Source organism: Pontibacter sp. MBLB2868 (assembly GCF_051904785.1).
In the GTDB taxonomy this organism is placed as follows: domain Bacteria; phylum Bacteroidota; class Bacteroidia; order Cytophagales; family Hymenobacteraceae; genus Pontibacter.
Map to the genome: position 1 here is coordinate 1 of NZ_CP196710.1, position 26,083 is coordinate 26,083.

A 26,083-nucleotide genomic window follows, 5' to 3' on the forward strand; every position below is an offset into this window, starting at 1 on the left:
ATGATTAAAGACTGTTCTACTGTATGGAGTAACTGCCTGCAGGTGATTAAGGAGAACATTGGAGAGCAAAGTTTTAAGACTTGGTTCGAGCCAATAAAACCTGTTTCACTGCGCGACAGCGTACTGACAATACAAGTGCCCAGCCAGTTCTTTTACGAATGGCTTGAGGAGCACTATGTGCAGCTTCTAAAGAAGGTCATCTACCAGGAACTCGGTAGCGAGGGCAGACTGGAGTATTCTATTATTGTAGACCGGGGCAATGAGGTGAACAAGCCTCAGACGGTAAACCTGCCAACGAAGAAAATTCCGCAGGCTGTAGTTAACTCTTACAGACCAGAGCAGAACTTTATCAAGAGTCCGTTCGAGTCGAAAACGATTGACCGGAATTTCCTGAACTCGCAGCTCAACCCGGCTTATACTTTCGAGAATTATATTGAAGGTGACTGTAACCGCCTGGCACGCTCTGCTGGATATGCTGTAGCCAACAAGCCCGGTACAACATCCTTTAACCCGCTTATGGTTTATGGTGGCGTAGGACTGGGTAAAACACACCTGGTACAGGCCATTGGTAACCAGATAAAGAATAGCAACCCGGAGAAGTTCGTGCTCTACGTTTCGTCAGAGAAATTCGTGAACCAGTTCATCGAGTCCCTGAAAACGAATAACGTACAGGATTTTGCCAACTTCTACCTGCTGGTGGATATCCTGATCATCGACGATGTGCAGTTTCTGAGCGGAAAAGAGAAAACGCAGGAAATGTTCTTCCACATCTTCAATCACCTTCACCAGTCAGGCAAGCAGATCGTAATGACCTCTGACTGTCCGCCACGTGACTTAAAAGGACTTGAAGAGCGCTTGTTATCACGCTTTAAGTGGGGCTTAACAGCTGACCTGCAGAGCCCGGATTTTGAAACGCGTATGGCCATCATCCAGAAGAAGATGCAAGGCGACGGTATTGACATTCCGGACAATGTGGTAGAGTATCTCGCCTACAGTGTAGACACCAACGTGCGTGAGCTGGAGGGGGTATTGATCTCCCTGATCGCACAGTCTTCCCTGAACAGAAAAGAAATAGACCTGGAGCTTGCCAAGCAGGCCCTGAAACATATCATCGAGGATGTTGAGACAGAGGTTAACCTCGACTTCATCCAGAAAACCGTAGCAGAGTACTTCCAGGTGAGCTTAGACTCCCTGAAGGCAAAGACGCGTAAGAAAGAAATTGTAACGGCGCGGCAGGTGGCTATGTATTTTGCCAAAGAGTTTACCAGCCATTCCTTAAAGTCGATCGGTTACCATTTTGGAGGCCGCGACCACAGTACGGTGATCCACTCCGTGCAAACAGTGTCAGATTTGATCGATACCGACAAAAAATTCAAAGCCAGCATACAGGAGCTTCAGAAAAAGTTTAAGTCTAAGGCAGGTTAAAGCGCTTCTGAAATTTTAGCTGCGGCATAAAAAAGGTAAGGGCCATACTTTCTACAAGTATGGCCCTTACCTTTTTTATAATTACTACTATTAAGGTCTGTTGCTGAGAGACTCTGATAAAGCGAACCCCGCATGTGAGGCTAACTCCTTTATTTTTGTCTTAATCTTGTCCAGGTCACGTTTCTTGCGCACTTGCTTAAGGTCAAGGTAGATCTTTGAGCCATCAGACTGGGTGATGCGTAAGGCAAGCGGCGATATGTGAATTGATTTTACATCCGTAATAGAAATTATGTGCTTCGTTCTAAAAACACCTGATTTCTGAACAATGTATTGTGGCGTGACCTCTATGTAGGATTGAACGCCAAAAACGGATGTATTTTGGAGCACCACATAGAAAAAGAATAACAGTGCAAGTCCGAAAAAGACGTAGTACAGGTAGTTCTGATCGCTGCTTTGATTATCGGTGATCAGCAGCATGCCGGCCCATGCTAACCAGAAAAGAGTTAAAATAATTTGTACGGTAAAAGAGAGTTTTGCACTTCGTGTTGGGCTTAGTTGAACGATTAATGTCGATCGTGCACTACTACCAGATACTGTCATGTTCAAAGAATTTGGTAAAACATAAGCGGTTTACAGAAAACCTTAATGCAATATAATGAATTATTCCATTATTGAGGTTTTCCTTTTGATCGCTGTTAGATTAAATAACATCAAAGTTAAAAGTACAACTCCGAAGGACTGGCTTTGGTTTTAACCACCTTCAGAGTTAAATAACTGATATATTAATTGTTGGCATTGCGTAGTAGCAGAAATTAAATCACTAAACTGGTGAAAATTGGGCATGATATGGCAATGCTGGTTATTCTGGCTATATTTACCATCTTTCAAATGCAAATTATATGGGTGTAAAGGCATTGTTAAGTAAACCGTTAGCTGCTTATGTGCATAAGAAGCACCAGAGTTGGATACAGAACCCGGTGGAGGCGCAGCAGAACGTTTTTAAAAGCATAGTCGATAAAGCACAGCATACCGTTTTTGGCCAGGATCATAACTTCAGCACTATCACTTCGCATGCTGATTTTGTGAAGGCAGTGCCTGTTCGCGATTATGAAGGCCTGTTGCCTTACTTTAATAAGGTAAAAGAAGGAGATAAAAATGTGCTTTGGCCCGGGAAACCACTTTACCTGGCTAAAACATCGGGTACTACCTCTGGCACCAAGTACATTCCTATTACCAAAGATTCCATCCCAAATCATATAAATGGTGCCCGCGACGCACTCTTAGCCTATATCTACGACACGGGTAAAGCGGCATTTCTGGATGGTAAAATGATCTTCCTTTCAGGGAGTCCGGCATTGGAGCAGGTAGGAGGAATACACACAGGACGTTTATCGGGTATTGCCAACCATCATGTGCCTGGGTACCTGCGCACAAATCAGCTACCGAGCTATGAAACCAATTGCATAGAAGATTGGGAGTCGAAACTGGACCAGATCATAGAGGAGACCATTGATCAGAATATGACGCTGATCTCGGGTATACCACCTTGGGTGCAGATGTACTTCGATAAGCTGATCCGGCAGACGGGCAAACCTATTAAAGATATTTTTCCAAACTTTTCTCTGTTCGTGTACGGAGGAGTTAATTTTGAGCCTTACCGGAAAAAACTGTTTGAGTCTATTGGCAAATCAGTTGATTCTATCGAACTCTTCCCGGCTTCTGAAGGCTTTTTTGCTTATCAGAACGAACAAAAGGATAATGGATTGCTTTTATTGCTGGATGCAGGAATTTTTTATGAATTCATTCCGGTGGATGAGTATTTTAATGAGAACCCAAGGCGCCTGACGATCGGTGAGGTAGAAACAGGGGTTAACTATGCTATGGTGATCAGCAGTAATGCCGGCTTATGGGGTTATTCTGTTGGAGATACGGTTAAATTCACTTCTGTTAAGCCTTATAAGCTGGTTGTGAGCGGAAGGATCAAACATTATATTTCTGCATTTGGTGAGCATGTGATCGGGGAGGAAGTAGAGAAAGCTATGAAGCTTACCATGGCAAAATTCCCGAATGTAGAGTTGATCGAGTTCACAGTGGCACCTTATGTAAGCCAGAATCAGGGGCAGTCGTACCATGAGTGGCTTGTTGAGTTTGCCACTGCACCTCATGACCCCGATGCTTTTGCGAAAGAGCTTGACGAGCAGCTGCAAAAGATTAACAGCTACTATGACGACCTGATAAAAGGTAACATTCTTCAAAGCCTGAAACTGATCATACTGCCGCTGGGCACCTTCAGGAATTATATGAAATCGCAGGGTAAACTTGGTGGGCAGAATAAAGTGCCCAGGTTAAGCAATGACCGAAACCTGGCAGATGGTTTGCTGAAGACCGCAAATACAAAGCAGGTAAAATAAAGTATAGCGCAGCGAGTTGCGTCACAGGAAAAACAAAAGCATGAAAAGAATTGCCATACTTGGCTCTACCGGATCGATAGGTACGCAGGCGCTGGAAGTGATCAAAGCAAATCCGGATAGTTTTGAACTAGAGGTAATAACGGCCAATAACAACGCTGACCTGCTCATTACACAGGCACTGGAGTTTAACCCGAACACTGTTGTAATAGCAAATGAAAACCTGTACGATACTGTAAAAGATGCGCTGCAGCATACGGATGTAAAAGTTTATGCCGGAGCTAATGCCCTTTGTTCTGTAGTAGAAATGGGCACCGTTGATATGGTACTTACGGCCATGGTTGGATATGCGGGCCTGCAGCCAACAATACGCGCTATAAAAGCCGGCAAGCAAATTGCACTGGCTAACAAAGAAACACTGGTAGTGGCAGGCAAACTGATTACAGACCTGGCTCGAGAGTACGGTGTGAATATTTATCCTGTAGACTCGGAGCACAGCGCTATATTTCAGTGCCTGGCTGGCGAGTTTCACAACCCGATTGAGAAGATCATACTAACGGCTTCAGGAGGTCCGTTCAGGGGGCGTACTGCCGCTGAACTTGCTCATGTAACCAAGGGGCAGGCATTAAAACATCCTAATTGGGACATGGGTGCTAAGATCACAATTGACTCAGCCTCTCTGATGAACAAAGGTCTGGAGGTAATCGAAGCAAAGTGGTTATTCGGGCTCAGGAATGAGCAGATAGAAGTAGTGGTTCACCCACAGTCTATTATCCACTCACTGGTGCAATTTGAGGATGGCTCCATTAAGGCACAACTTGGTTTGCCTGACATGAAACTGCCAATACAGTATGCTATGGGTTATCCGGAGCGGTTAAAGTCAGATTACCCCCGTTTCAACTTCATGGACTATCCGCAGCTGACATTTGAGCAACCAGACATGAAAACTTTCCGGAACCTGGCCCTTGCTTTTGAGGCAATGGGGAAAGGCGGGAATTTGCCTTGTACACTTAATGCAGCTAACGAAGTGGCAGTCAGTGCCTTCCTGGAAGATAAGGTTGGTTTCCTGGAGATGTCAGACATCATCGAAAGCTGTATGGCAAAAGTTGCGTATATTGCGAATCCTTCTTACGAAGACTATGTTAGTACAGACAAGGAGGCACGCCAGCGCGCTTCTGAATTAATTTTAAAGTAAACATTACCTGTAGTAACATAGCTGCAGGATTCAACAGAGTATATAATTTCTTTTTGATGGATATAGTAGTAATGGTAGGCCAGCTCATCCTGGGCCTTACAATTCTGGTAGGTTTGCATGAGCTTGGGCATATGCTGGCGGCCAAATGGTTTGGAATGCGTGTGGAGAAGTATGCCATAGGTTTTCCGCCTAAGGTTTTTGGTAAAAAAATAGGAGAAACAGAGTATATGCTCGGTATGATACCACTGGGCGGATTTGTAAAGATATCTGGCATGGTGGACGAATCAATGGATACGGAAGCCCTGAAGGAAGAGCCAAAGCCATGGGAGTTTCGTTCGAAACCAGCCTGGCAGCGCCTCATCGTGATGATGGGCGGTATCATTGTGAATGTGATCACTGGTATTGTAATTTACATCGCACTGACCTTTAACTATGGCGAAAGCTATCTACCGGCCAGCGAAGCAAAGTATGGTGTGGTGGCTAATGAAATCGGGAAGGATATTGGTTTCCAGACCGGTGACCGTATTATTGCTGTGAATGGACACCAGCTGGAACGCTTTGAAGATGTGTATTCTATGGATGCACTACTTGGGCGTGATGCTTTTTATACCGTAGAGCGCGATGGGCAGAAGGTAGATATTAAAGTGCCGGCAAACCTGATGGACCGTGTGGCAGACAACAAAGAGCGTATGTTTTTTGTGCAGCCACGACAGCCTTTTAAAGTTGGCCAGGTGGTGGCAGGCAGTGCCGCTTCCAAAGCAGGTTTACAAAAAGGTGACTTCATAAAGAAGGTTAACAATGAGAGCGTTATGTTCTTCCATGAGTTTCAGCAAGCCTTGCAGGCAAATGCCGGCAAAAAAGTGAGCATGATGGTTGAACGTGATGGAAAGCCAATTAAACTGCAGGTAGAGGTAAGCGAAGAAGGTACTATTGGTTTTGCACCTGTTCAGATGCTGCAGTATGCTACCCGCGATTATAGCCTGGGAGAATCAATTCCGCTAGGCACAGAGCAGGCATTTGGAGTGATCACAGCTAACCTGAAGGGCTTTGGAAAAATATTCAGGGGAGAGGTTTCCGCCTCAAAATCATTGAGCGGACCAATAGGAATAGCACAGATATTTGGCGATACCTTCAGCTGGTATAAGTTCTGGAGTATTACTGGTATGCTTTCTATGGTGCTTGCTTTTATGAACTTCCTGCCGATACCGGCACTGGATGGCGGACACGTAGTGTTCCTGACCTATGAAATGATAAGTGGCCGCAAGCCTTCTGACAGTTTCCTGGAGAATGCGCAGAAAGTTGGTATGGTGATCTTGTTGGGTCTTATGGCCTTTGCCATCTTCAATGATGTTTTCAAGATCATCTTCTAAAGAAATAGCAGGAAGTTTTATTCAAAATTCCTGAACAACACTGGCACGCTGTTCTCTTTGAGGGCAGCGTGTTCTGTTTAAAAGCTTGTTCACTTCCGGAATGGTAAAATAAATTATTTCGGAAGTGATTTATAGAAGTTGGCAGGCTACTTGCACTGAAAGTGAAGGTTCGTTACGGTTATAAATAAAACAAACACATGAAGTATAGAATTTTAAGCCTGCTCCTGGCATTTATAGTAATAGTTTCAGTGCCTGCATCAGCTCATGATTTTCACACCAGCATCACAGACATTCAGTATAACCCGCGTACCAAATCGTTGGAGGTAGCCTTAAAGGTATTTACCGATGACCTTGAAAAAGGGCTTTCCAGGTATGCCAAAAGTAAAGTGGTGTACGACAGCAATTCTGAAAAGCAACAGCAGTTATTGGCGGGTTATGTCAAACAAAATTTTACAGTGGCATTAGCCAAAGGTAAACAGCTGAACTACAAAGTACTGGGGTCAGAGGCTGAAACAGACGCTGTTTGGATTTACCTTGAGGTGCCCGTGCAGAATGCTTCGGTACAGCAGCTGTACGTGAAAAATGCAGTGCTTACAGATATGTTCGCCGATCAGATGAACATCGTTAACTTCAACTACAAAGGAAGCACAGAAAGTGTACTGCTCCAACGCGGCGATACGGAGAAGAAGATCAGCTTTTGATCTAGCTTTCCTGCTTTTGCGTTGTAAATTTTGCTAGCACGCCTAAAAGTAGTACTGCTGACAGGCAACCGGTTACAAACCTTACCACCAGCTCGTCAATTGTTTTCATAATCACGATGTCGGGCATGTACGCCTGTAACAGAAGCAGGCCACCAACAAGTACCAGTACCCAATAGCCAACCCAATTGTAAGCGCGTTTTAAAGGATATGCTGGCAGGCGCAGTGTATACAGCAAGATAACGATAAGCCCTACCACAGTGCTGGTATGCTGTATCAGCCTGCTCACCTGCATACCTATTCCGAATACCTCCACATGCTGCAGCAGAAAGGGCATGTGGTTAACTACGTAGCCATCGAGATGGGTAAACGAATCCCAGAAAAGGTGTGATACAATGCCTATCACTGCCGATGTTAAAAAGATGAGCCAGTGGCGGCGCAGATAACCAAACCAAGGCGTGCCTTCGGCAACTTCAGCCCTTTTTCTAAGCAAAGGCGGTAGGTGCCTGATGAGGTTATCTCTGACAAACCCATGAAAAAGTACTGTCAGCAGGACTGTGACCGGCAGGTTGAATATAAAGATGTCTTGTAGGTTGTGGCTGCTTATCCTTTCCTGTAAAAGGAAGCTTAGAAAATAACCAAAGTCAGGCGCAATACTCCCGATCACCAGCCCTGTTGTAGAGAACCAGTTACTTTTTATTTGTTTTAAAGGGAGTACAAGTGCAGGGTGTGCGGCAGTAAAGGGCATAAAATGTGTGTTATCTAAAGCCTCTCTCCGGTTTGGCAGGTTTAATTAATCGGAATTCTACACGCCTGTTGGCACGCCGGTCTTCCTCGGTTTTTTCTTTTCGGAGAGGCTTTGTATTACCATACCCGATCGCTTCTATTCTGCCGGGCTGCAATTTAGCTTTGTTTTCAATATAACGCCTTATCGCATAAGCTCTATCCTGTGATAAACTTAAATTAAAGTCAGGGTCACCGGCGGCATCTGTATGGCCGGCAATTTCTAACCGGAATGTTGGATGGTCTACGAGAAAAAGCGCTACTTCATCAAGTATAGGCTTCATTCCTTCCTTTATATCAGACTGGTTCTGATCAAATTCAATGTTCTCAAATACCATCGGGATGCTGTAGTCAATCAGGGTGGTCATCAATTGAAACGAGGTGTCTTGCTGTAATGATAGCTCCCGTTCGATTGTAAAAAAATCCGGCCCCTGGATAAGGATCATATAGTTAGAGTCCTCTATCAGGTCAAACTCAAATGAGCCGTCCGGACGGATGTATTTAGAAGAGACCTCGATGCCATTATCCAGGTCTATGATAGACACGATGCCAGCCAGAGGTTTGTTACTGATGGAATCCCTCAAGACACCTTCCAGTTTCGTAATAGCCAGCGGGTGTGCTTCCATTGGTAACGGAAAAGAGTAGAGGTTCAGGTTCTGTATGTCGTCGGGCTCGGAACGGGCATAGTATAGGTTTTTTGAATCAGCATCTATGGTAAAATAATATTCACTGCCCCGGCCATTTACCAAAGGGCCAATATTACGTGGCTCCTGCCACTGTCCGTTCACTTTATAGGTTTTATAAATATCAAAGTCGCCGAAGTTATAGAGCTGGCCCCTGGAGCTGAAGTATAGCACCTGGTAATAAGGGTGAAAAAACGGGCTTACCTCACTTTCACGTGTGTTGATTGTTGGGCCCAGGTTTTGTGCAGGAGCCCAGGCACCATTTTTCATTTTGTAAGTGAAGTATAGGTCCGACAGTCCGAAGCCCTCCAGTCTGTCTGATGCAAAGTATAGCGTATCCTCCCTGCTGGTAAGGGTGGGTTGCGAGTCCCAGGCATTGGAGTTTACATTTGGGCCAAGGTTGGTTATTTCTCCCCAGGTTCCGTCCGGCTGCATGGTAGCAACATACAAGTCGCAGTTGCCAAAGCCGTCCGGTGCTTCACAGCGGGCAAAGTATAATGTTTTGCCATCACGGCTAAGGCATCCTGAGCCTTCGTTGTAAATGCTATTGATCGGTTTGCCAAAAGACTTCGCTTGCTGCCAGATTCCATCAACACGCTTAGAGTAGAAGAGGTCCTCATTTTCACGACCGTTCAGGCCTTGCAGGTTTCGTTTGGATGTGAAGATGAAAAGCTCGTTCTCCTCATTCAGGGTGGGGCCATAGTCAGCGTAGGGCGAGTTGATCGCACTACCCATGTTCAGGTAAACTCCTTTGGGAGGCTTAAATGTGGCGATGGATTTCCGGTACTCAACCAACTCATAGTAATAGTCCAGTGGCACATAATAGTCCTTGGTATTCTGCTCCAGCGAGTCGTAGTATGAATAAATGTTGCGAACATCTGTCCGGTGATGTTTTAGTACCAGGCGGTATAGTTCTTTAGCTTCTTCCTGCTTTCCCTCACGCTCCAGCAACTGGCCCAGTCGCCAGAGTAGCTTGGTGTCCTTGTAAAAGTTCTCAACCCCAAACTTACTTACATAGGATTCTAAAAGTGGTAGTGCCTGGTCATACTGTTTCTTACGCTCCAGTTTTTGAATTGCCGCCAGCTCTTTATCATTCCGATAATGCTGTATTTTGTTTAAATTGGGGAAATTGAGATGAACATCTTGGTTAGGTGCCTGTTTTCTGAAATTTACAGGCTCTTCTCCCTCTTTCGCCATATGCCTCGACTGCTCGCAACCAAAGTATGGCAGCAGTATGAGGATAAGAAGAGGAATTAAAAGAAGAGACCTGCGCAGCATTATAGTTTAAACCATGTGTTGTTTTGCACTATTTGTATATAGCTTTGTAACGCTTTTCAATAAGGCTTTGTTCTTTTAAATGTTAACCCTAAATCCTTTTTAAGCAGTTACGACAATTATGCATATTACTTAAGAGTGGCATAGGTCTTGACTACTATAGTACGAATTGGAAATATTGCTTCATGAGCTGTATTTCTGTCATTTTGGCATTGAATTAAATTATGAATTATACCTTAAAAAACTTTTTGCAGAATCTTTTATTAAGCAATCTTTCAGAAGATGACGAGGATGATATGATCCCGGTTATCACCGCGGAGATAGAAGACGACATCCCTGTTGAAAGCTTGCCGGACGAATTGCCGATTCTGGCAGTTCGGAATACGGTATTGTTTCCGGGGGTTGTATTACCTATTACAGTTAGCCGTAAAAAATCGGTTAAGCTGGTACGCAAAGCGCATAAAGGGGATAAGATTATAGGCGTAGTTGCCCAAAAGAATACAAACAGCGATGACCCAACTGCTGAGGATCTTTTCGAGGTGGGTACTGTGGCTAAGATCCTGAAGATGCTGGTGCTGCCTGATGGCAACACAACGATCATCATCCAGGGGCATAGCCGCTTTAAGATTGAAGAGATCACTTCAGAGGACCCATACCTGACTGCCAAGATCAGCCAGTGTGCTGAAACCAAGCTTGATAAGAAGAGCAAAGAGGTAAAAGCCCTGGTGCAGTCCCTGAAGGATGCGGCTGGGAAAATGCTCAAACTCAATCCTGAGATTCCACAGGAGGCACAGGTAGCCCTTGATAATATTGACAGCCCAAGCTTTCTGACTCACTTCCTGTCGAGTAACCTGAATGTGGAGGTAGCCCAGAAGCAGCAGCTTTTAGAGGTAAATGATGGTGTGGAGCGTGGCACACAGCTGTTAGAGCTGATGTTACGCGAGATACAGTTGCTGGAGCTGAAGCAGGAGATACATACCAAAGTGCATACTGACATTGATCAGCAGCAGCGCGATTATTTCCTGAGGCAGCAGATAAAAGTGTTGCAGGATGAGCTTGGCCAGGAAGGCCCGGATCAGGAGATCGAGCGTTTCAGGTCCCGGGCGGCTAAAAAGAAATGGCCGGAGAACGTGGCGCAGCACTTTAAGAAAGAGATCGATAAACTGGCGCGCCTGAACCCACAGGCTGCAGAATATCCGGTTACGGTAAATTACCTTGAGTTTCTGCTGGACCTGCCCTGGAACGAGTTTACGAAAGATAACTTTAATCTGAAACGTACCAAAAAGATCCTTGATGCGGACCATTATGGACTAGAGAAGGTAAAGGAGAGAATTCTGGAGTACCTGGCAGTGCTAAAACTGAAGAAGGATATGAAAGCGCCTATTCTTTGCCTTTACGGACCTCCCGGAGTTGGTAAAACCTCCCTGGGCCGTTCTATAGCAAAAGCACTCGGGCGTAAATATGTCAGGATGTCATTGGGTGGCGTGCGCGATGAGGCTGAGATCAGAGGGCACCGTCGTACATATGTAGGAGCGATGCCAGGCAAGATCATCAGCCAGATAAAGAAGACAGGCTCCTCTAACCCGGTTATTATTCTGGATGAGGTTGATAAGCTTGCTTCTGACTTCCGTGGAGACCCATCTTCTGCGCTTTTAGAGGTGCTGGATCCGGAACAGAACCACACGTTCATGGACAATTACCTGGACGTGGAATACGATCTGTCCAAGGTGCTGTTTATTGCCACTGCTAACTCCCTGGAGACAATTCAGCCAGCACTCCGCGATAGGATGGAGATCATTGAACTCACAGGCTATACCCTGGAAGAGAAAACCGAGATTGCCAAGCGCCACCTGGTGCCGAAGCAGATTGAGGAGCACGGGCTGGAGCCGGATGATGTGAAAGTGCCAAAGCCTACAATTCATAAGCTGATAGAAGACTATACCCGTGAATCTGGCGTTAGAAACCTGGAGCGTAAGATCGGGCAGCTGGTGCGCAACACAGCCAAACAAAAAGCGATGGAAGAGGAGTTTGCCAAAACCATTAAGCCGGAGGATGTGGTGAAAATCATGGGCTCAGAGATATTTGATAAAGAAATCTATCAGGATATCGATACTGCCGGGGTAGTAACAGGCCTGGCCTGGACGTCAGTAGGTGGCGATATTCTTTTTATCGAGTCTATCCTGAGCAAAGGCAAAGGCAAGCTCACTTTATCGGGCCAGCTTGGAGATGTAATGAAAGAGTCTGCCATGACTGCTATTTCATACCTGAAGGCTCATGCGGAACTGTTAGATATTGATTACCGCCTTTTCGACCAGTACGACCTGCACATCCACTTCCCGGAAGGAGCTGTGCCGAAAGACGGTCCATCGGCTGGTATTGCCATATTTACTTCTATTGCCTCCGTGTTTACCCAGCGTAAAGTTAAGTCGAGGTTAGCAATGACAGGCGAGATCACGTTACGTGGTAAAGTGCTGCCAGTAGGTGGTATAAAAGAGAAGATACTGGCGGCGAAGCGTGCCGGTATTACGGATATCATTCTTTGCCAGAAAAACAGAAAAGATATTAACGAGATACCTGAGCAATACATTAAAGGGCTGCACATCCATTATGTTGACCGTGTAGATGATGTAGTGAAAATCGCCCTGCTTAAGGAAAAAGTAAAGCACCCCCTGAAGCTGACCCTAACAGAAGAAAAGGCGACAGTGGAGAACTAGGAAGAAATTTTGAATGAGTGACTGAATTAAATTTATTTCTGCAAAGTATAAGCACTTTCTATTCAGTTACTCCAAATTCAGGCATCCGAAATTAACTACCCATGAACAGAGGCGCTTTTATACTTTGCATGCTACTGGGCCTTACGCTCAGTGTGCAGGCGCAGGTGGGTGGCCAGAGAGGATTTCCTTTTCTGGAGTTACCGGTGAGCGCTAAGCAGGCGGCTTTAGGAGGAGTAAATGTAACGGCAGGTGCCCATGACGTGAACATGGTAGGGGCTAACCCTGCTTTGCTGAATGAAAAAATGGACAACCAGCTTAGCTTAAGTTATGTGGGCTATCTGGCCGATATCAAGCAGAGTTCGGTAGCTTATGCCTTCCACCATGCCCGGTATGGTCGTTGGGCGGCAAGTATAAATTACCTGAACTACGGCGACTTTATACAACGCGACGCCACAGGCATGGAAGAGGGCCGCTTCAATGTAAATGATTATGCCTTTAACCTAAGCCATGCCCGGCAGGTAGATGCTTTTACCATGGGGGCTACTGCCAGGGTAGCAGTGTCAAGCATAGCAGGCAACCAGGCAGTAGGTTTGTTGGCAGATGCCGGTGTAGCATTCAAACATCCTGAAAAGGACTTTACGGTTGGCCTTGCATTTAAAAATGTAGGATACCAGGTAAAGCATTTTGAGGGTGGACAGCGTCAGCAGATGCCCTGGGATGCGCAACTGGGTCTTAGTTATAAGCCGGAACACATGCCAGTAAGGCTGTCACTAACTGCGCATCGCCTTTACCAGTTTGATATCGTTTACCTCGACCCGAATGCATCAGGGCAGTTGGATGAGAATGGTGAAGAAGTAAAAGCAGAGAAAAAGCTGGGAGATAAGATTGCCCGTCACTTTGTGGCAGGTGCTGAGTTTGTTTTCAGTAATAACTTTCAGCTACGGGCTGGCTATAACCACCAGCGCCGTAAAGAGCTGCGCCTCGACAATGCAGGTGGCGGAGCTGGCTTCTCGGTAGGCGCTATGCTGCGGGTACGGGCCTTTGAGCTGAACTACAGCAGCGCCTTTTTCCATCCTACGGGAGCTACACACTATATTACCGTTAGTACCAATACAAGTACTTTCCTGAAAAAGAAGAGTAGTTAAAACTTATAGGCTACAGCCCTTGTATAGTAGCTGAAGCGCATATTTTTTTAAAGAGAAACAACATGTCAGATAATATAGCATCGCTTACACCAGCACAGATCGTTGAAGAGCTGGATAAGTATATCATAGGTCAGAAAGACGCCAAGCGGAATGTGGCTATTGCCCTCCGTAACCGTTGGCGCCGCATGAACGCTGATAAAAGTATTCAGAGCGATATTGTTCCTAATAATATTTTGATGATTGGGGCAACGGGGGTTGGTAAAACCGAGATCGCCCGCCGCCTGGCTAAAATTGCAGATGCGCCTTTCACTAAAGTTGAAGCATCTAAATTCACAGAAGTAGGTTATGTAGGCCGCGATGTGGAAAGTATGGTGCGCGACCTGATGGAGCAGTCTGTGAACATGGTGAAGCAGAAGAAAAAGGAAGAGGTAAAGCAAAAGGCGGCCGAAGTGGTGGAAGACATCATTCTTGATGCCCTTATTCCCCCAATTCAGGGTCGTGGAAGTTCACCTGTCAATGTTACTTCCGATCCGAACGTGATGCCGGAAACGGACCATGAACTGAACGAGCGTACCCGTGAGAAATTCAGGGATAAAATCCGTAACGGTGAGCTGGAAGACCGCAAAATAGAGATACGCGTGCAGCAGAGCGCCATGCCGGGCATGGGCGTAATGGGTCCCGGAATGGATGAGGCATCTATGATGAACATCCAGGAAATGATCAGTGGCATGATGCCTAAGAAAACCAAGAAACGCAAAGTAACGATTGCTGAGGCACGTAAGATCCTGTTGGAAGAAGAAGCATCCAAGTTGATCGATATGGACGAGGTGAAGGAAGAGGCCATTTTTAAGGCGGAGAACTCAGGTATCATTTTCATCGATGAGATTGATAAAGTGGCCAGCTCCAGCAAAAAAGGTGGCGGCGGCCCGGATGTTAGCCGCGAAGGGGTGCAGCGAGACCTTCTGCCTATCGTAGAAGGGTCAACCGTTAGCACCAAGTATGGTATCATCAATACAGATCACATCCTGTTTATTGCTGCCGGTGCGTTCCACGTGGCAAAGCCGTCTGATCTGATCCCGGAGTTACAGGGCCGTTTCCCGATTCGTGTGGAGCTGGATAGCCTGACGAAGGAAGACTTTTACCAAATACTTAAATTTCCAAAGAATGCCCTTACCAAGCAATATGAGGCCTTGCTTTCGGCAGAAGATGTAGAGCTGACTTTCAATGATGAGGCTTTGGATGAAATTGCTTCTATTGCTTTTGAAGTAAACTCAGAGGTGGAGAACATTGGTGCCCGCCGCCTGCACACAGTTATGAGCCGCTTGCTGAACGATATTCTTTTTGATGTTCCGGACAAGATAGGTGCAAACGCTCATATTTTAGTTGACAGAGCCATGGTACAGGATAAGCTGGCGAACATGGTTAAAAATCGTGATCTGAGCCAGTACATTCTTTAATTATCAAAAGATACATTAAGTATAAAAGTACAATGTAATTTCTTTTCCTGGTCCCGCTAGCTGAACAGTTATGTAGGGTGGGCAAGTAGCATAGGTTTATACGTTAGATCATACAAAAAACAGGATCATCGTTGTTGTAAACAGCGATGATCCTGTTTTTTTTTGTGTATGTCGGCAGATGCAGGGTTAGAGTTAATCGCGGAAGATGGGGTAACAGCGCAGGCAGCCACCAATCTGATGAGCATGTCGCATTCACTGTGCCCGCCACTACAGCTGTTTTTCGGGTAACTATTTCTCACCAGTAAACAGAGATAGTGAAATCGTAAAAGATGGTGCTTCTGCTTTAGCGGAGGCGCCATCTTTATTTTTGTAGTTACCGTAGTATTTTATACTTTGATAAATATAACGTGTAGCGCTTTTCCTGACACAAAATTGATTGTCGGGTCCGTTCGTTATTTCTAATTCTGCATTCATAATTCACCTATCTATGAACTACTACATCATAACCGGAGCCAGCAAAGGCATAGGCAGAGCATTAGCCGAGGAGTTGTTGAAAGATGAAAATAACCAGGTAGTCGGCGTTTCCCGCACCTGCAGCATCAAGCACCCTAATTACCGGCACCAGCCCCTGGATTTTTCTGACATAGAGGCCGTGGAGCATAACCTGCAGAAGGTGTTTCTGGCTTACAAAGATGCGTCGCAACTGGTATTGATAAACAATGCAGGTGTGCTGGGAGATATTGGGTATGTAGGGGAGAATGTGCCTAACGAACGGTTTGAGTTTGTTTTTGATGTAAATGTAATAGTACCTGCTATGCTGATGAACACTTTCCTGCAGGTGTACCAACAACACCCGGCGCAGAAAGTTATTGTTAATGTGAGCTCGGGCGCGGGGCAGTACCCGATAGACGGCTGGGCAAGCTACTGCGCTTCCAAAGCCGCCATTGACATGCTGTCACAAGTTGTGCAGTTGGAGCAGGATAAGCGTGGCTCGGGGGTAAAGGTGTATGCGTTGTCGCCGGGCATTGTCGATACAAACATGCAGGGACAGATAAGGGAGAGCGATGCAAGCCGTTTCAGCACAGTAGAGAAGTTCCGTCAGTATAAAGCTAATAACGAGCTGGCACAGCCGGAGGAGGTTGCCCGTAAAATGGTTAATTTCCTGAACAGTACGAACGAGTATAAAGAAGTGCTGGTATCGGTGCGGGACATGCCATAGCCAGTCTGAAAGCAAAACAAAGAGCCTTGCCGCCGTGGCAGGGCTTTTTTGTGAGTATGGCGCATCGCTCGTTTTTGAAACATTGAGACACGCCGGCCGATGCTTGACTTCTTTTTCAAGGGAATGTTGCTAATTTAATATATATATGCTAACTTAATATAGTTAAGTGTTTGCTCACTTTAGAACTATAGCTGCATATGAAGCATCCCATCTGCCCCCGCTGCGACAGCCAGGAAGTTGTAAAGAGCGGTATCGTGAATGAACGGCAGCGTTACCGTTGTAAAAACTGCTCCTATTACTTTACAGTAAACAAAATTGGCAAGAATATCGACAGCTACTATGTTACTAAAGCGCTACAGTTGTACATCGAAGGCATCAGTTACCGCGAGATTGAACGAATTCTGGGGGTAAGCCACGTGTCGGTGATGAACTGGGTGCGGAAGTATAAAATCAAAGCCCCGGAGCAGACAGAGTACCATCCTACCTATAAAGTCCTGAACCACACCGAGCTGGTAGAGTACCTGAAAAACGGTGGCAACCTGAAAGGCGCCGGTATGATGATCACCGAACTGGGTGATAAGTATATGATGATCAAGTGGAAGCGTTTTAGAGACTAGCACTGCAGTTATCCAAGACTATGCAGGCCGCTGGGTCCTTTTTGGCTCCTGTTCCGATCACCTCTGTCCCTCAAAGCTGCTCCGTAAGCCTAGAATTCACGTTCTAGCTTGTCTAAATAAGGGACCAGCATTATTGTCATGAACCCACCCCAAGCCCCGCCGAGGATGGGAATTTTACCTCACCCTGGCCCTCAAGTTAAAGCAGCTACTCTTTAGCTATATTAAATTACCAGAAAAGTACACTTGTTAACACTTTTTATTAACATTTCCATAAAATAGGGTAAAGATTCAGGGAACAGCTGTCCTCTTATTATTAACCTCAAATTCCTGAACATCAATGAAAAAGTTATTACTAAGCGTAGTAGCGGGGCTCGGCCTTTGCTGCTTCGGAGGGAGTGCCATGGCACAGGGCTCCGAGCTCTATGGTGCGGGTCTAAAGGTGCCCCTGAACGAGGACGGCTCAAAGTACTTTCGGCTTATTGCCTGGAACCAGGTGTGGATACGCTACAACGAGAACAACTCGGGCTCCATCCGCAATGGCGAAGCGGTAGATAACACATTTGACATAGGCCTGCGCCGTTCCCGTGTGCTGCTCTACGCCCAGATAAGCCCCCGCTTCCTGATCTTGACGCACTTTGGCATCAACAACCAGAATGCCGTGAGCGGGGGCCTCGCCAGCACCGACGGTAAAAAACCGCAACTCTACATGCACGACGCCTGGACAGAGTATCGGATCTTTGATAAGAGCCTGTCGATAGGTGCCGGTCTGCATTACTGGAACGGTATATCTCGCATGACCAGTGCCAGTACCCTTAACTTCCTGGCTTACGATGCACCCATTTCCAACTGGCCCACCATTGAGGCCATTGACCAGTTTGCGCGCATGATCGGCATGTACGCCAAGGGCAAGGTGGGAAAACTGGACTACCGCATGGCTATAAACGAACCGTTTCTTACAAACACAGGCGGTGCCATAGGTCCTGTTGCCAACTACAACCCCCGCCACAACAACAAAGTGTACCAGGGCTACTTCAACTACCAGTTCTGGGATCAGGAGTCTAACCTGCTGCCATACTTTGTAGGCACCTACCTTGGGAGCAAGAAGGTGTTTAATCTGGGCGCCGGCTTTATGCACAACGGAGATGGCATGTGGCGCGAGGAGGCAACACTTGGTGGAACACGGGTTGTGGAAGAGGATATCGACCTGTTCGGGGTGGATGCTTTTATGGACCTGCCCCTGAACCAGGAGAAGGGTACGGCCATAACGGCCTATGCAGTATACTATAACTATGACTTCGGGCGAAACCACGTGCGTAACATCGGCATTCTGAACCCGGCCACAGAGGGTGGCAGCCTGCGCGGCAATGCCTTCCCAACCGTGGGCACCGGTGATATGGTGTATGCCCAGGCGGGCTTCCTGCTACCCAAAGAAACACTCGGTGAGAAATCGCGCCTGCAGCCTTACGCCGCCTTTAACTACGGTAACTTCGATGGCCTGCAAGACAGTGGAGGCGACAAGGTGCCGGTAAAGGTGCTGGATGTGGGAGCCAACCTGTTTATGGAAGGGCATAATGCCAAGTTTACGCTGAACTACCGCAACCGCCCCGACTTCACCAACATCAACGATATAAAGTACAGGCCCGAGCTTACGCTGCAGGCCATGATATACTTATAACAGCATCAAACTAAACATCTAACCTTTAAGAAATGGAAAATAACAGACAAAAGATGCAGGAGTACTGGAGGCGCAACGTGCGCATCCTGCTCACACTGCTCGGCCTCTGGTTCGCAGTGTCGTACCTGTTCGGGATTCTGCTCGTGGACGAGCTCAACCGGTTCACGCTTGGCGGATTTAAACTGGGCTTCTGGTTTGCCCAGCAAGGCGCTATCTACTGCTTTGTCATCATCATTTTTGTATATGTGGTCTTGATGAACAAGCTGGATAAGGAATTTGACGTGCACGAAGATTAACCGTTTCTCACCATAAAAATCTACATGATATGAGCATTTTAGCTTGGACATACTTGATCGTGGGCATCACGTTTGCCCTCTACATCGGCATCGCCATTTGGTCGCGTGCCGGATCAACCAAAGAATTTTACGTGGCTGGGGGCGGTGTAAGTCCGCTGGCAAACGGCATGGCCACCGCCGCCGACTGGATGAGCGCCGCCTCGTTCATTTCCATGGCCGGCCTCATCTCCTTTATGGGCTACGACGGCTCTGTTTACCTGATGGGCTGGACGGGCGGCTACGTGCTACTGGCTCTGCTGCTGGCGCCCTACCTGCGTAAGTTCGGTAAGTTTACCGTGCCTGATTTCGTGGGCGACCGCTACTACTCCAGAACCGCGCGCCTGGTGGCTGTGGTGTGTGCCATCTTTATCTCCTTTACCTATGTGGCCGGCCAGATGCGCGGTGTGGGTATTGTGTTCTCCCGTTTCCTGGAAGTGGAGATCGAGACCGGTGTGATCATAGGTATGATCATCGTGCTGTTCTATGCGGTGCTGGGCGGTATGAAAGGCATTACTTATACACAGGTAGCGCAGTACTGCGTGCTGATCTTCGCCTACATGGTGCCGGCGGTGTTTATCTCTATTATGCTGACAGGCAACCCGATCCCACAGCTTGGTTTGGGGGGTGATGTGGCAGATGGTACGCCGCTGCTGGCCAAGCTGGACGGCATGCTGACGGAGCTTGGCTTTGCCCCGTACACCAGCGGTACCAAGTCTACCATTGACGTATTCTTTATTACGGCTGCCCTGATGGTGGGAACGGCCGGTCTGCCGCACGTGATCGTGCGCTTCTTTACCGTGCCGAAGGTAAAAGATGCCCGTATGTCGGCTGGTTACGCGCTGGTGTTCATTGCCATACTTTATACTACGGCTCCGGCCATCGGTGCCTTTGGCCGCTATAACATGATCAACAACATCAGCAACCGCCCTATCTCAGAAATGCCGCAGTGGGTGCAGAACTGGCAGAAAACAAAGTTGATCAGCATTGAAGATAAGAACAACGACGGCCGCATACAGTATGTAAAGGATCCGGCCGTGAACGAGCTGACCATTGACAAGGATATCATGGTGCTGGCCAACCCGGAGATCGCCAACCTGCCGAACTGGGTGATTGCCCTGGTGGCGGCCGGTGGCCTGGCGGCGGCGCTCTCTACGGCGGCCGGCCTGTTGCTGGTTATCTCCACCTCTATCTCGCATGACCTGCTCAAGAACTCCTTTATGCCGGATATCTCCGAGAAAAACGAGCTGATCGCGGCACGCATAGCGGCTACCCTGGCAGTAGTGGTGGCTGGTTACTTCGGTATCTATCCTCCTGGCTTCGTGGCCGAGGTGGTGGCCTTTGCCTTCGGACTGGCGGCAGCCTCCTTTTTCCCGGTTATTATCATGGGCATCTTCTCGACGCGTATGAACAAACAAGGGGCTATCTGGGGTATGGTGATCGGCCTGCTCTTTACTGTCACTTATATCTCATACTTTAAGTTCGTGAACCCGGAGGCCAATCTGCCGGAAAACTGGTGGTTCGGCATCTCTCCTGAAGGGATCGGAACACTTGGTATGGTATTGAATTTTATTGTATCTTTTGTGATATCAAGAATGACCCCTCCACCACCAGCGCACATTCAGGAGCTGGTAGAGGATATCCGTATCCCACGTGGAGCGGTGGCTGCTGCAGCACATCATTAACCAATACGGTTGATGGATTTTGAACAAGGTGAGAAATCCGGAGTGCGAGAAAGTCCCTGTAGTTGATCGTATCTCTTGATCTCACTTTGTTTTAAATAACCGATTAAGTTACCCCAATATGCGTGACAGAGTAAAAGGCAGGCGACTCTTCTTCATCAGCATTCTGTTTCTGGTGCTGCTGAGTTTCCCGGTGCTCTCCATTTTTAACCAGGGGGGCACAGTAGCGGGCGTACCTGTACTGTACCTGTACCTGATGGTGATGTGGCTGCTTTGTATTGTGGCGATTGGCTTGTTTGTAGAGCGTAAGCGTATCCGGAAACCAAAGCAGAAGGCATGAACTACTGGCTCGTTATCGGAATCTCGTTTCTGTACCTGGCTTTGCTGTTCGGGCTGGCCTCCTGGGCGGAGCGCCGTTCCACGGCCGGAAAAAGCTTTGTGAGCAATCCATATGTTTATGCGCTTTCTATGGCTGTGTACTGCACCGCCTGGACCTATTACGGAAGCGTGGGCCGTGCTGCCACCTCAGGCCTGGAGTACCTGGCCATTTATATCGGGCCAACGCTGATGGCACCGCTGTGGTGGGTCGTGCTGCGCAAGATCATCCGCATCTGCAAAGTGCAGCGTATTACCACCATCGCCGATTTCATCGCCTCCCGTTATGGCAAAAGCATTACGTTGGGTAGCATCGTAACCGTGGTCTGCGTGCTGGGGATCATTCCCTACATCTCTATTCAACTCAAAGCCATCGCCAGCAGCCTGAGCATACTTACAGGCACAGCCATACAGCAGGAACTGTTCCCGGACACCTCTTTCTTTATCGCCATAGGCCTGGGCCTGTTTACAATCGTGTATGGTACGCGGCATGTGGAGGCGACGGAGCGGCACGAGGGTATGGTAACGGCAATTGCCTTTGAGTCAGTGCTGAAGCTGGTGGTGTTTCTGGTGGCCGGCGTATTCGTGACCTATACGGTTTTCAACGGGTTTGATGACGTGATGTCACGGGCGCAAACACTGCCAAATTTTGATAAGCTGATGACCTTCAGCAGCGAAGGCGGTTACGGGGAGTGGTTCTGGATGCTGTTCCTGTCGATGCTGGCAATCCTTTTTCTGCCGCGCCAGTTTCAGGTGGCAGTGGTGGAGAACGTGAACGAGCAGCACCTGAACAAAGCCATGTGGCTGTTCCCGCTGTACCTGTTCGCCATTAACATCTTCGTGTTGCCGATTGCCTTTGGCGGTGATCTGCTCTTTACGCGTGGCACCGTAGATGCCGACATGTTTGTACTGGCCATCCCGCTGAGCGAGGGGAAAAGTATACTGGCGCTGCTGGTGTACCTGGGCGGTTATTCGGCAGCAACAAGTATGGTGATCGTGTCCACCATCGCCCTGAGCGTGATGATGAGCAACAACCTCGTGATGCCGTTCATGATAAACACGCCCTACTTCAAGAAGGCAAAGCAGGAGCGACTCTCGAACATATTGCTCAACAGCCGCCGCTTCTGCATTATGCTGGTGCTTTTGCTGGCTTACCTGTACTATAAAGGTGTGGCGGAGTTTTACTCTCTGGTAGAGGTGGGGCTGGTATCTTTTGCGGCTGTGGCGCAGTTTGCCCCAGCTATCATTGGGGGTATCTTCTGGAAAGAGGGCACAAAAAGCGGCGCGCTGGGCGGTGTTGTAGTAGGTTCGCTGGTGTGGTTCTATACCCTGGTTGTGCCTTCTATGGTGGGCGTAGGTATGCTGCCAACCAGTATTATGCTGGAAGGGCCTTTGGGCATCGAGTGGCTGAAACCGTTTGAGCTTTTCGGCTTGCAGGGTATGGGCTATATCTCAAACGCCATGTTTTGGACCATGTTCCTAAACACGGGCTTGTACATTGGCCTGTCATTGCTTAGCCAGCAGACCTCGCAGGAGCGGAACCAGGCAGAGGTGTTTGTGGATATCTTCCGGTATTCTACGATATATGAGTCCTCTATCGTTTGGAAAGGCACGGCTTACATACCAGATATAAAGTCGCTGCTGGTAAGTTTTCTGGGGGAGGAGCGTGCCGGGAAGGCGCTCAACACCTTTCGCCGCAAATACCCAACCCCGGAAGATGAAACCGGCAAGGCAGACCCAAAGCTGGTAACCTATGCAGAGAAGCTGCTTTCCGGTGTGATCGGGTCCTCCTCGGCCCACATCATGGTGGCCTCGGTGGTGAAAGAGGAGGAGATAAGTATAGACGAGGTGCTCAACATCCTGCGGGAGTCACAGCAGCTGATCAGCATCAACAATGAGCTGAGAAGAAAGTCGATGGAACTGCGCCGGGCAACCGAGCAACTGCGTAGCGCCAACGAGAGGCTAAAGCACCTGGATGAGCTGAAGGACGAGTTCCTGTCCACGGTAACGCACGAGCTGCGTACGCCCCTGACTTCCATCCGGGCCCTGTCGGAGATACTGTACGATAACCCGGAGATGGAGCGCGAGGATCAGGAACACTTCCTGCATACCATTGTGAAGGAGTCGGAGCGGCTGACGCGGCTGATCACGCAGGTGCTGGACCTGGAGCGGTTCGAGAGCGGCCGCCAGAAACTGAACATGGAGCAGGTGCAGCTGAAGGAGGTGGTACAGGAGTCGGTGGAGGCGCTGGAGCAGCTGATTCAGGAGAAGAAGATAGAGCTGGTAGTGGACGTGCAGCAAAGCCTGCCAGGCATAAACGCCGACCGCGACCGCCTGATGCAGGTGCTGGTGAACCTGGTCTCCAACGCCATCAAGTTCTGTAACCCGGAGCACGGCAGGATCATCGTGTCGGCCTACTACATCGACGGTGACGTGAAGGTGAACGTGGTGGACAATGGCAAAGGTATAGACCCGGAAAGCCAGAAGCAGATATTCGATAAGTTTTACCAGGCAAAGCACCAGAACATCCGCAAGCCGGAGGGCAGCGGACTCGGGCTGGCCATCAGCAAAAAGATAATAGAGTCGCACCAGGGGCGGCTGTGGGTAGAGAGTGAACCGGGAAAAGGCGCCAGGTTCTCCTTCACGCTACCGATAAAAGTGCAGGCCCCTGCTGCTAAAGTATAGAATTATGAGTAAGTCAAAAGAAAAACTGAAGGTGTTGGTAGTGGATGATGAACCGAGTATCCTGATGCCGCTGGAGTTCCTGATGCGGAAGAACGGCTTTCAGGTGTTCATCGCCCGAAACGGCACGGAGGCCATCGAGAGTGTGAACAGGGAGTTGCCGGAGGTGGTGGTGCTGGATATTATGATGCCCGACGTGGATGGCTACGAAGTATGCCGCCACATCCGGGGGAAGAAGGAGATGGACGGAGCGAAGGTTATTTTCCTGAGCGCCAAGACCAAAGACGCGGATATTAAGAAAGGGTATGCCGCAGGGGCAGATCTCTACATTCCAAAGCCTTTCTCCACGCGCTTTTTGTTGGAGAAGATCAAAGACCTGACAGCGAGTTGACGGTAAACTGAAAAACTGAAACTATGGAAACTTTAACCCAAACACCAAGAACATATGCCGAGGCATATGCCCAAAGTATATCCGACCCCGAGGCATTCTGGGGCGAGCAGGCCAAGCAACTGGCATGGTACGAAAAGCCGCAGCAGGTACTTAGTACTGACGAAAACGGCTTCTACCGCTGGTTTAAAGGCGGCAAGCTGAACACGGCTTACCTGGCCCTGGACTACCACGTGGAAAACGGCCGCGCCGACCAGACTGCCCTCATCTACGATTCTCCGGTAACAGGCACGGTTAAGAAGTATACTTACGCGGAGCTGCGCGATTTTGTAGCCCGCTTCGCCGGGGCGCTACAGAACGTAGGGGTAGGGAAAGGTGACACCGTGGTGATTTACATGCCGGTGATTCCGGAGGCCCTGGTGGCCATGCTGGCCTGTGCGCGTTTGGGTGCGATTCACTCCGTCGTGTTCGGAGGTTTTGCCCCGCATGAGCTGTGTGTACGCATCGATGATGCCAAGCCAAAGGTGGTGATCTCCGCCTCCTGCGGCATCGAGTTCGATAAAGTAATCCCGTACAAGCCGCTGCTGGACAAGGCCCTTGACGATAGCGCGCATAAACCGGAGCACACCATTGTTTTCCAGCGCCCGCAGATTCAGGCCGACATGCAGGAAGGCCGCGACCTGGATTACATGGAGGTGCTGCAGCAGGCCGAGCCAGCCGACTGTGTGCCTGTAGACGCTACCGATCCGCTTTACATTCTCTATACTTCCGGCACCACCGGCAAGCCTAAAGGCATTGTGCGCGATAATGGCGGCCACGCCGTGGCACTGAAGTATAGCATGAAAGCCGTGTACGATGTGGATCCGGGGGATGTGTTCTGGGCCGCCTCGGATGTGGGCTGGGCTGTAGGCCACTCTTACCTGGTGTATGGTCCGCTGATCCATGGCTGCACCTCCATCCTTTTCGAAGGCAAGCCGGTGCGTACGCCGGATGCCGGCACGTTCTGGCGCATCATACAGCAGCACGAGGTAAAAGTGCTGTTCACGGCCCCAACGGCTTTCCGCGCCATCAAAAAAGAGGACCCGGACGGGCTGTTCAAGAAAAAGTATGACACCCCATCTTTAAAATATTTATTTTTAGCTGGAGAGCGTTGCGACGTGTCCACTTACTACTGGGCCAGCAACCTGCTGCAGGTGCCGGTGATAGACCACTGGTGGCAGACAGAGTCGGGCTGGCCGATGGTTGCCAACATGGCAGGGCTGGAGCTGTTGCCTACAAAGCCAGGCTCCGCAGGCAAACCTGTGTGTGGCTACGATGTACAGATACTGAACGAGGAAGGCAAGCAGCTTATCCCAAATCAGGAGGGCTTTGTAGCCGTAAAGTTACCACTGCCTCCGGGTTGCCTGCCCACGCTGTGGGAGGATGACGAGCGTTTCCGAAAATCATACTTAGAGCGCTTCCCGGGCTACTACATGACCGGCGACGGCGGCTACATCGATGAGGAAGGCTACGTATACATCATGGGCCGCATCGACGATGTGATCAACGTGTCTGGCCACAGGCTTTCCACTGGCGAGATGGAGGAGATGGTGTCCTCGCACCCTGCGGTGGCAGAGTGTGCCGTAATCGGTATTGCAGACGACCTGCGCGGGCAGCGCCCTGTGGGCCTGGTGGTGCTCAAAGACGGACAGACGATTGGAGAGCAGCAGCTGGAGCAGGAACTGGTGGCCCTGCTACGGGAGAAGATCGGGGCAGTGGCCTATTTCAAAACAGTGGCCCTGGTTGAGCGCCTGCCGAAAACCCGCTCCGGTAAGATCCTGAGACGCATCCTGCGCCATATTGCCGATGGTACGGCTTATACCGTACCATCTACCATAGACGATCCGGCTATTCTGACAGAAATACACGAACACCTGAAGGAACGGCGCATCGGTAATGCATTTATCAACCTTAAAACGAA

General features: G+C 48.6%; 19 protein-coding genes and 1 pseudogene. 17 read left to right on the forward strand and 3 right to left on the reverse strand.

All coding sequences use genetic code 11. From position 1 onward, the window contains the following. Positions 1 to 1,425 (forward strand): chromosomal replication initiator protein DnaA, encoded by a 1,425-nt coding sequence (gene dnaA / locus ACSX1A_RS00005; protein WP_439881547.1) that lies wholly within the window; start codon positions 1 to 3, stop codon positions 1,423 to 1,425. Positions 1,426 to 1,515: 90 nt separating this feature from the next. Here the strand turns inward: dnaA and ACSX1A_RS00010 are convergent, their stop codons facing one another. Then, positions 1,516 to 2,025 carry a hypothetical protein gene (locus ACSX1A_RS00010; protein ID WP_439883573.1) on the reverse strand — a complete coding sequence of 170 codons (510 nt, stop codon included), beginning with the start codon at positions 2,023 to 2,025 and terminating at the stop codon, positions 1,516 to 1,518. A gap of 299 nt (positions 2,026 to 2,324) precedes the next feature. Between ACSX1A_RS00010 and ACSX1A_RS00015 the strand changes: the two genes are divergently transcribed. The 4 genes from ACSX1A_RS00015 to ACSX1A_RS00030 all read left to right on the forward strand — a co-directional run bounded on the left by ACSX1A_RS00015 (position 2,325) and on the right by ACSX1A_RS00030 (position 7,099). Beyond that, the gene (locus ACSX1A_RS00015; RefSeq protein WP_439881548.1) at positions 2,325 to 3,836 is read left to right on the forward strand and encodes a GH3 auxin-responsive promoter family protein; all 1,512 of its coding nucleotides are present in this window, start codon (positions 2,325 to 2,327) and stop codon (positions 3,834 to 3,836) included. A 40-nt stretch (positions 3,837 to 3,876) separates the two neighbouring features. Continuing rightward, the gene (locus tag ACSX1A_RS00020) at positions 3,877 to 5,028 is read left to right on the forward strand and encodes a 1-deoxy-D-xylulose-5-phosphate reductoisomerase (RefSeq protein WP_439881549.1); all 1,152 of its coding nucleotides are present in this window, start codon (positions 3,877 to 3,879) and stop codon (positions 5,026 to 5,028) included. A 56-nt stretch (positions 5,029 to 5,084) separates the two neighbouring features. Further along, positions 5,085 to 6,398: an RIP metalloprotease RseP gene (gene rseP / locus ACSX1A_RS00025; protein WP_439881550.1), complete on the forward strand. Its 1,314-nt coding sequence runs from the start codon at positions 5,085 to 5,087 to the stop codon at positions 6,396 to 6,398. A gap of 197 nt (positions 6,399 to 6,595) precedes the next feature. Next, positions 6,596 to 7,099, forward strand: coding sequence for a DUF6702 family protein (locus tag ACSX1A_RS00030; protein ID WP_439881551.1), 504 nt, complete (start codon positions 6,596 to 6,598; stop codon positions 7,097 to 7,099). Between the two features lies 1 nt (position 7,100). Here the strand turns inward: ACSX1A_RS00030 and ACSX1A_RS00035 are convergent, their stop codons facing one another. Next, complete coding sequence (locus ACSX1A_RS00035) at positions 7,101 to 7,844, reverse strand: DUF4184 family protein (RefSeq protein WP_439881552.1); 744 nt, start codon at positions 7,842 to 7,844, stop codon at positions 7,101 to 7,103. 10 nt (positions 7,845 to 7,854) lie between these two features. Continuing rightward, entirely contained in the window at positions 7,855 to 9,840 is a 1,986-nt protein-coding gene (locus tag ACSX1A_RS00040) for an OmpA family protein (protein WP_439881553.1), read from the reverse strand. Positions 9,841 to 10,061: 221 nt separating this feature from the next. Between ACSX1A_RS00040 and lon the strand changes: the two genes are divergently transcribed. The 12 genes and pseudogenes from lon to ACSX1A_RS00100 form a co-directional block, all read left to right on the forward strand. After that, on the forward strand, positions 10,062 to 12,551 hold the full coding sequence (gene lon / locus ACSX1A_RS00045) for an endopeptidase La (protein WP_439881554.1): 2,490 nt from the start codon (positions 10,062 to 10,064) through the stop codon (positions 12,549 to 12,551). A gap of 101 nt (positions 12,552 to 12,652) precedes the next feature. Continuing rightward, positions 12,653 to 13,696, forward strand: a complete 1,044-nt coding sequence (porQ, locus tag ACSX1A_RS00050; RefSeq protein WP_439881555.1) for a type IX secretion system protein PorQ — start codon at positions 12,653 to 12,655, stop codon at positions 13,694 to 13,696. Between the two features lie 62 nt (positions 13,697 to 13,758). Next, positions 13,759 to 15,153: an ATP-dependent protease ATPase subunit HslU gene (gene hslU, locus ACSX1A_RS00055; RefSeq protein ID WP_439881556.1), complete on the forward strand. Its 1,395-nt coding sequence runs from the start codon at positions 13,759 to 13,761 to the stop codon at positions 15,151 to 15,153. A 487-nt stretch (positions 15,154 to 15,640) separates the two neighbouring features. Beyond that, positions 15,641 to 16,372 carry an SDR family NAD(P)-dependent oxidoreductase gene (locus ACSX1A_RS00060; protein ID WP_439881557.1) on the forward strand — a complete coding sequence of 244 codons (732 nt, stop codon included), beginning with the start codon at positions 15,641 to 15,643 and terminating at the stop codon, positions 16,370 to 16,372. A 197-nt stretch (positions 16,373 to 16,569) separates the two neighbouring features. Continuing rightward, on the forward strand, positions 16,570 to 16,989 hold the full coding sequence (locus ACSX1A_RS00065) for a transposase (RefSeq protein WP_439881558.1): 420 nt from the start codon (positions 16,570 to 16,572) through the stop codon (positions 16,987 to 16,989). A 337-nt stretch (positions 16,990 to 17,326) separates the two neighbouring features. Further along, positions 17,327 to 18,664: a hypothetical protein gene (locus ACSX1A_RS00070; RefSeq protein ID WP_439881559.1), complete on the forward strand. Its 1,338-nt coding sequence runs from the start codon at positions 17,327 to 17,329 to the stop codon at positions 18,662 to 18,664. Positions 18,665 to 18,696: 32 nt separating this feature from the next. Next, positions 18,697 to 18,960 (forward strand): DUF4212 domain-containing protein, encoded by a 264-nt coding sequence (locus ACSX1A_RS00075; RefSeq protein ID WP_439881560.1) that lies wholly within the window; start codon positions 18,697 to 18,699, stop codon positions 18,958 to 18,960. A 29-nt stretch (positions 18,961 to 18,989) separates the two neighbouring features. Continuing rightward, complete coding sequence (locus ACSX1A_RS00080) at positions 18,990 to 20,681, forward strand: sodium:solute symporter family protein (protein ID WP_439881561.1); 1,692 nt, start codon at positions 18,990 to 18,992, stop codon at positions 20,679 to 20,681. Positions 20,682 to 20,799: 118 nt separating this feature from the next. Beyond that, the gene (locus tag ACSX1A_RS00085) at positions 20,800 to 21,018 is read left to right on the forward strand and encodes a hypothetical protein (protein WP_439881562.1); all 219 of its coding nucleotides are present in this window, start codon (positions 20,800 to 20,802) and stop codon (positions 21,016 to 21,018) included. Continuing rightward, a complete protein-coding gene (locus tag ACSX1A_RS00090; RefSeq protein WP_439881563.1) occupies positions 21,015 to 23,738 on the forward strand; it encodes an ATP-binding protein in 2,724 nt (907 codons plus the stop codon). The genes ACSX1A_RS00085 and ACSX1A_RS00090 overlap by 4 nt, the downstream gene beginning before the upstream one ends. Before the next feature lie 4 nt (positions 23,739 to 23,742). Continuing rightward, a complete protein-coding gene (locus tag ACSX1A_RS00095; RefSeq protein ID WP_439881564.1) occupies positions 23,743 to 24,126 on the forward strand; it encodes a response regulator transcription factor in 384 nt (127 codons plus the stop codon). A 23-nt stretch (positions 24,127 to 24,149) separates the two neighbouring features. Continuing rightward, positions 24,150 to 26,033, forward strand: a pseudogene (locus tag ACSX1A_RS00100) (propionyl-CoA synthetase); the annotation flags it as partial. Positions 26,034 to 26,083: the final 50 nt, after the last annotated feature.

Coding starts and splice junctions, on each gene's coding strand:
- ACSX1A_RS00020 (WP_439881549.1), top strand. CDS start 3,877: ATGAAAAGAATTGCCATACTTGGCTCTACCGGATCGATAGGTACGCAG.
- ACSX1A_RS00030 (WP_439881551.1), top strand. CDS start 6,596: ATGAAGTATAGAATTTTAAGCCTGCTCCTGGCATTTATAGTAATAGTT.
- hslU (WP_439881556.1), top strand. CDS start 13,759: ATGTCAGATAATATAGCATCGCTTACACCAGCACAGATCGTTGAAGAG.
- rseP (WP_439881550.1), top strand. CDS start 5,085: ATGGATATAGTAGTAATGGTAGGCCAGCTCATCCTGGGCCTTACAATT.
- ACSX1A_RS00070 (WP_439881559.1), top strand. CDS start 17,327: ATGAAAAAGTTATTACTAAGCGTAGTAGCGGGGCTCGGCCTTTGCTGC.
- ACSX1A_RS00090 (WP_439881563.1), top strand. CDS start 21,015: ATGAACTACTGGCTCGTTATCGGAATCTCGTTTCTGTACCTGGCTTTG.
- ACSX1A_RS00015 (WP_439881548.1), top strand. CDS start 2,325: ATGGGTGTAAAGGCATTGTTAAGTAAACCGTTAGCTGCTTATGTGCAT.
- ACSX1A_RS00035 (WP_439881552.1), bottom strand. CDS start 7,844: ATGCCCTTTACTGCCGCACACCCTGCACTTGTACTCCCTTTAAAACAA.
- ACSX1A_RS00065 (WP_439881558.1), top strand. CDS start 16,570: ATGAAGCATCCCATCTGCCCCCGCTGCGACAGCCAGGAAGTTGTAAAG.
- dnaA (WP_439881547.1), top strand. CDS start 1: ATGATTAAAGACTGTTCTACTGTATGGAGTAACTGCCTGCAGGTGATT.
- ACSX1A_RS00095 (WP_439881564.1), top strand. CDS start 23,743: ATGAGTAAGTCAAAAGAAAAACTGAAGGTGTTGGTAGTGGATGATGAA.
- ACSX1A_RS00075 (WP_439881560.1), top strand. CDS start 18,697: ATGGAAAATAACAGACAAAAGATGCAGGAGTACTGGAGGCGCAACGTG.
- ACSX1A_RS00080 (WP_439881561.1), top strand. CDS start 18,990: ATGAGCATTTTAGCTTGGACATACTTGATCGTGGGCATCACGTTTGCC.
- lon (WP_439881554.1), top strand. CDS start 10,062: ATGAATTATACCTTAAAAAACTTTTTGCAGAATCTTTTATTAAGCAAT.
- ACSX1A_RS00060 (WP_439881557.1), top strand. CDS start 15,641: ATGAACTACTACATCATAACCGGAGCCAGCAAAGGCATAGGCAGAGCA.
- ACSX1A_RS00010 (WP_439883573.1), bottom strand. CDS start 2,025: ATGACAGTATCTGGTAGTAGTGCACGATCGACATTAATCGTTCAACTA.
- ACSX1A_RS00040 (WP_439881553.1), bottom strand. CDS start 9,840: ATGCTGCGCAGGTCTCTTCTTTTAATTCCTCTTCTTATCCTCATACTG.
- ACSX1A_RS00085 (WP_439881562.1), top strand. CDS start 20,800: ATGCGTGACAGAGTAAAAGGCAGGCGACTCTTCTTCATCAGCATTCTG.
- porQ (WP_439881555.1), top strand. CDS start 12,653: ATGAACAGAGGCGCTTTTATACTTTGCATGCTACTGGGCCTTACGCTC.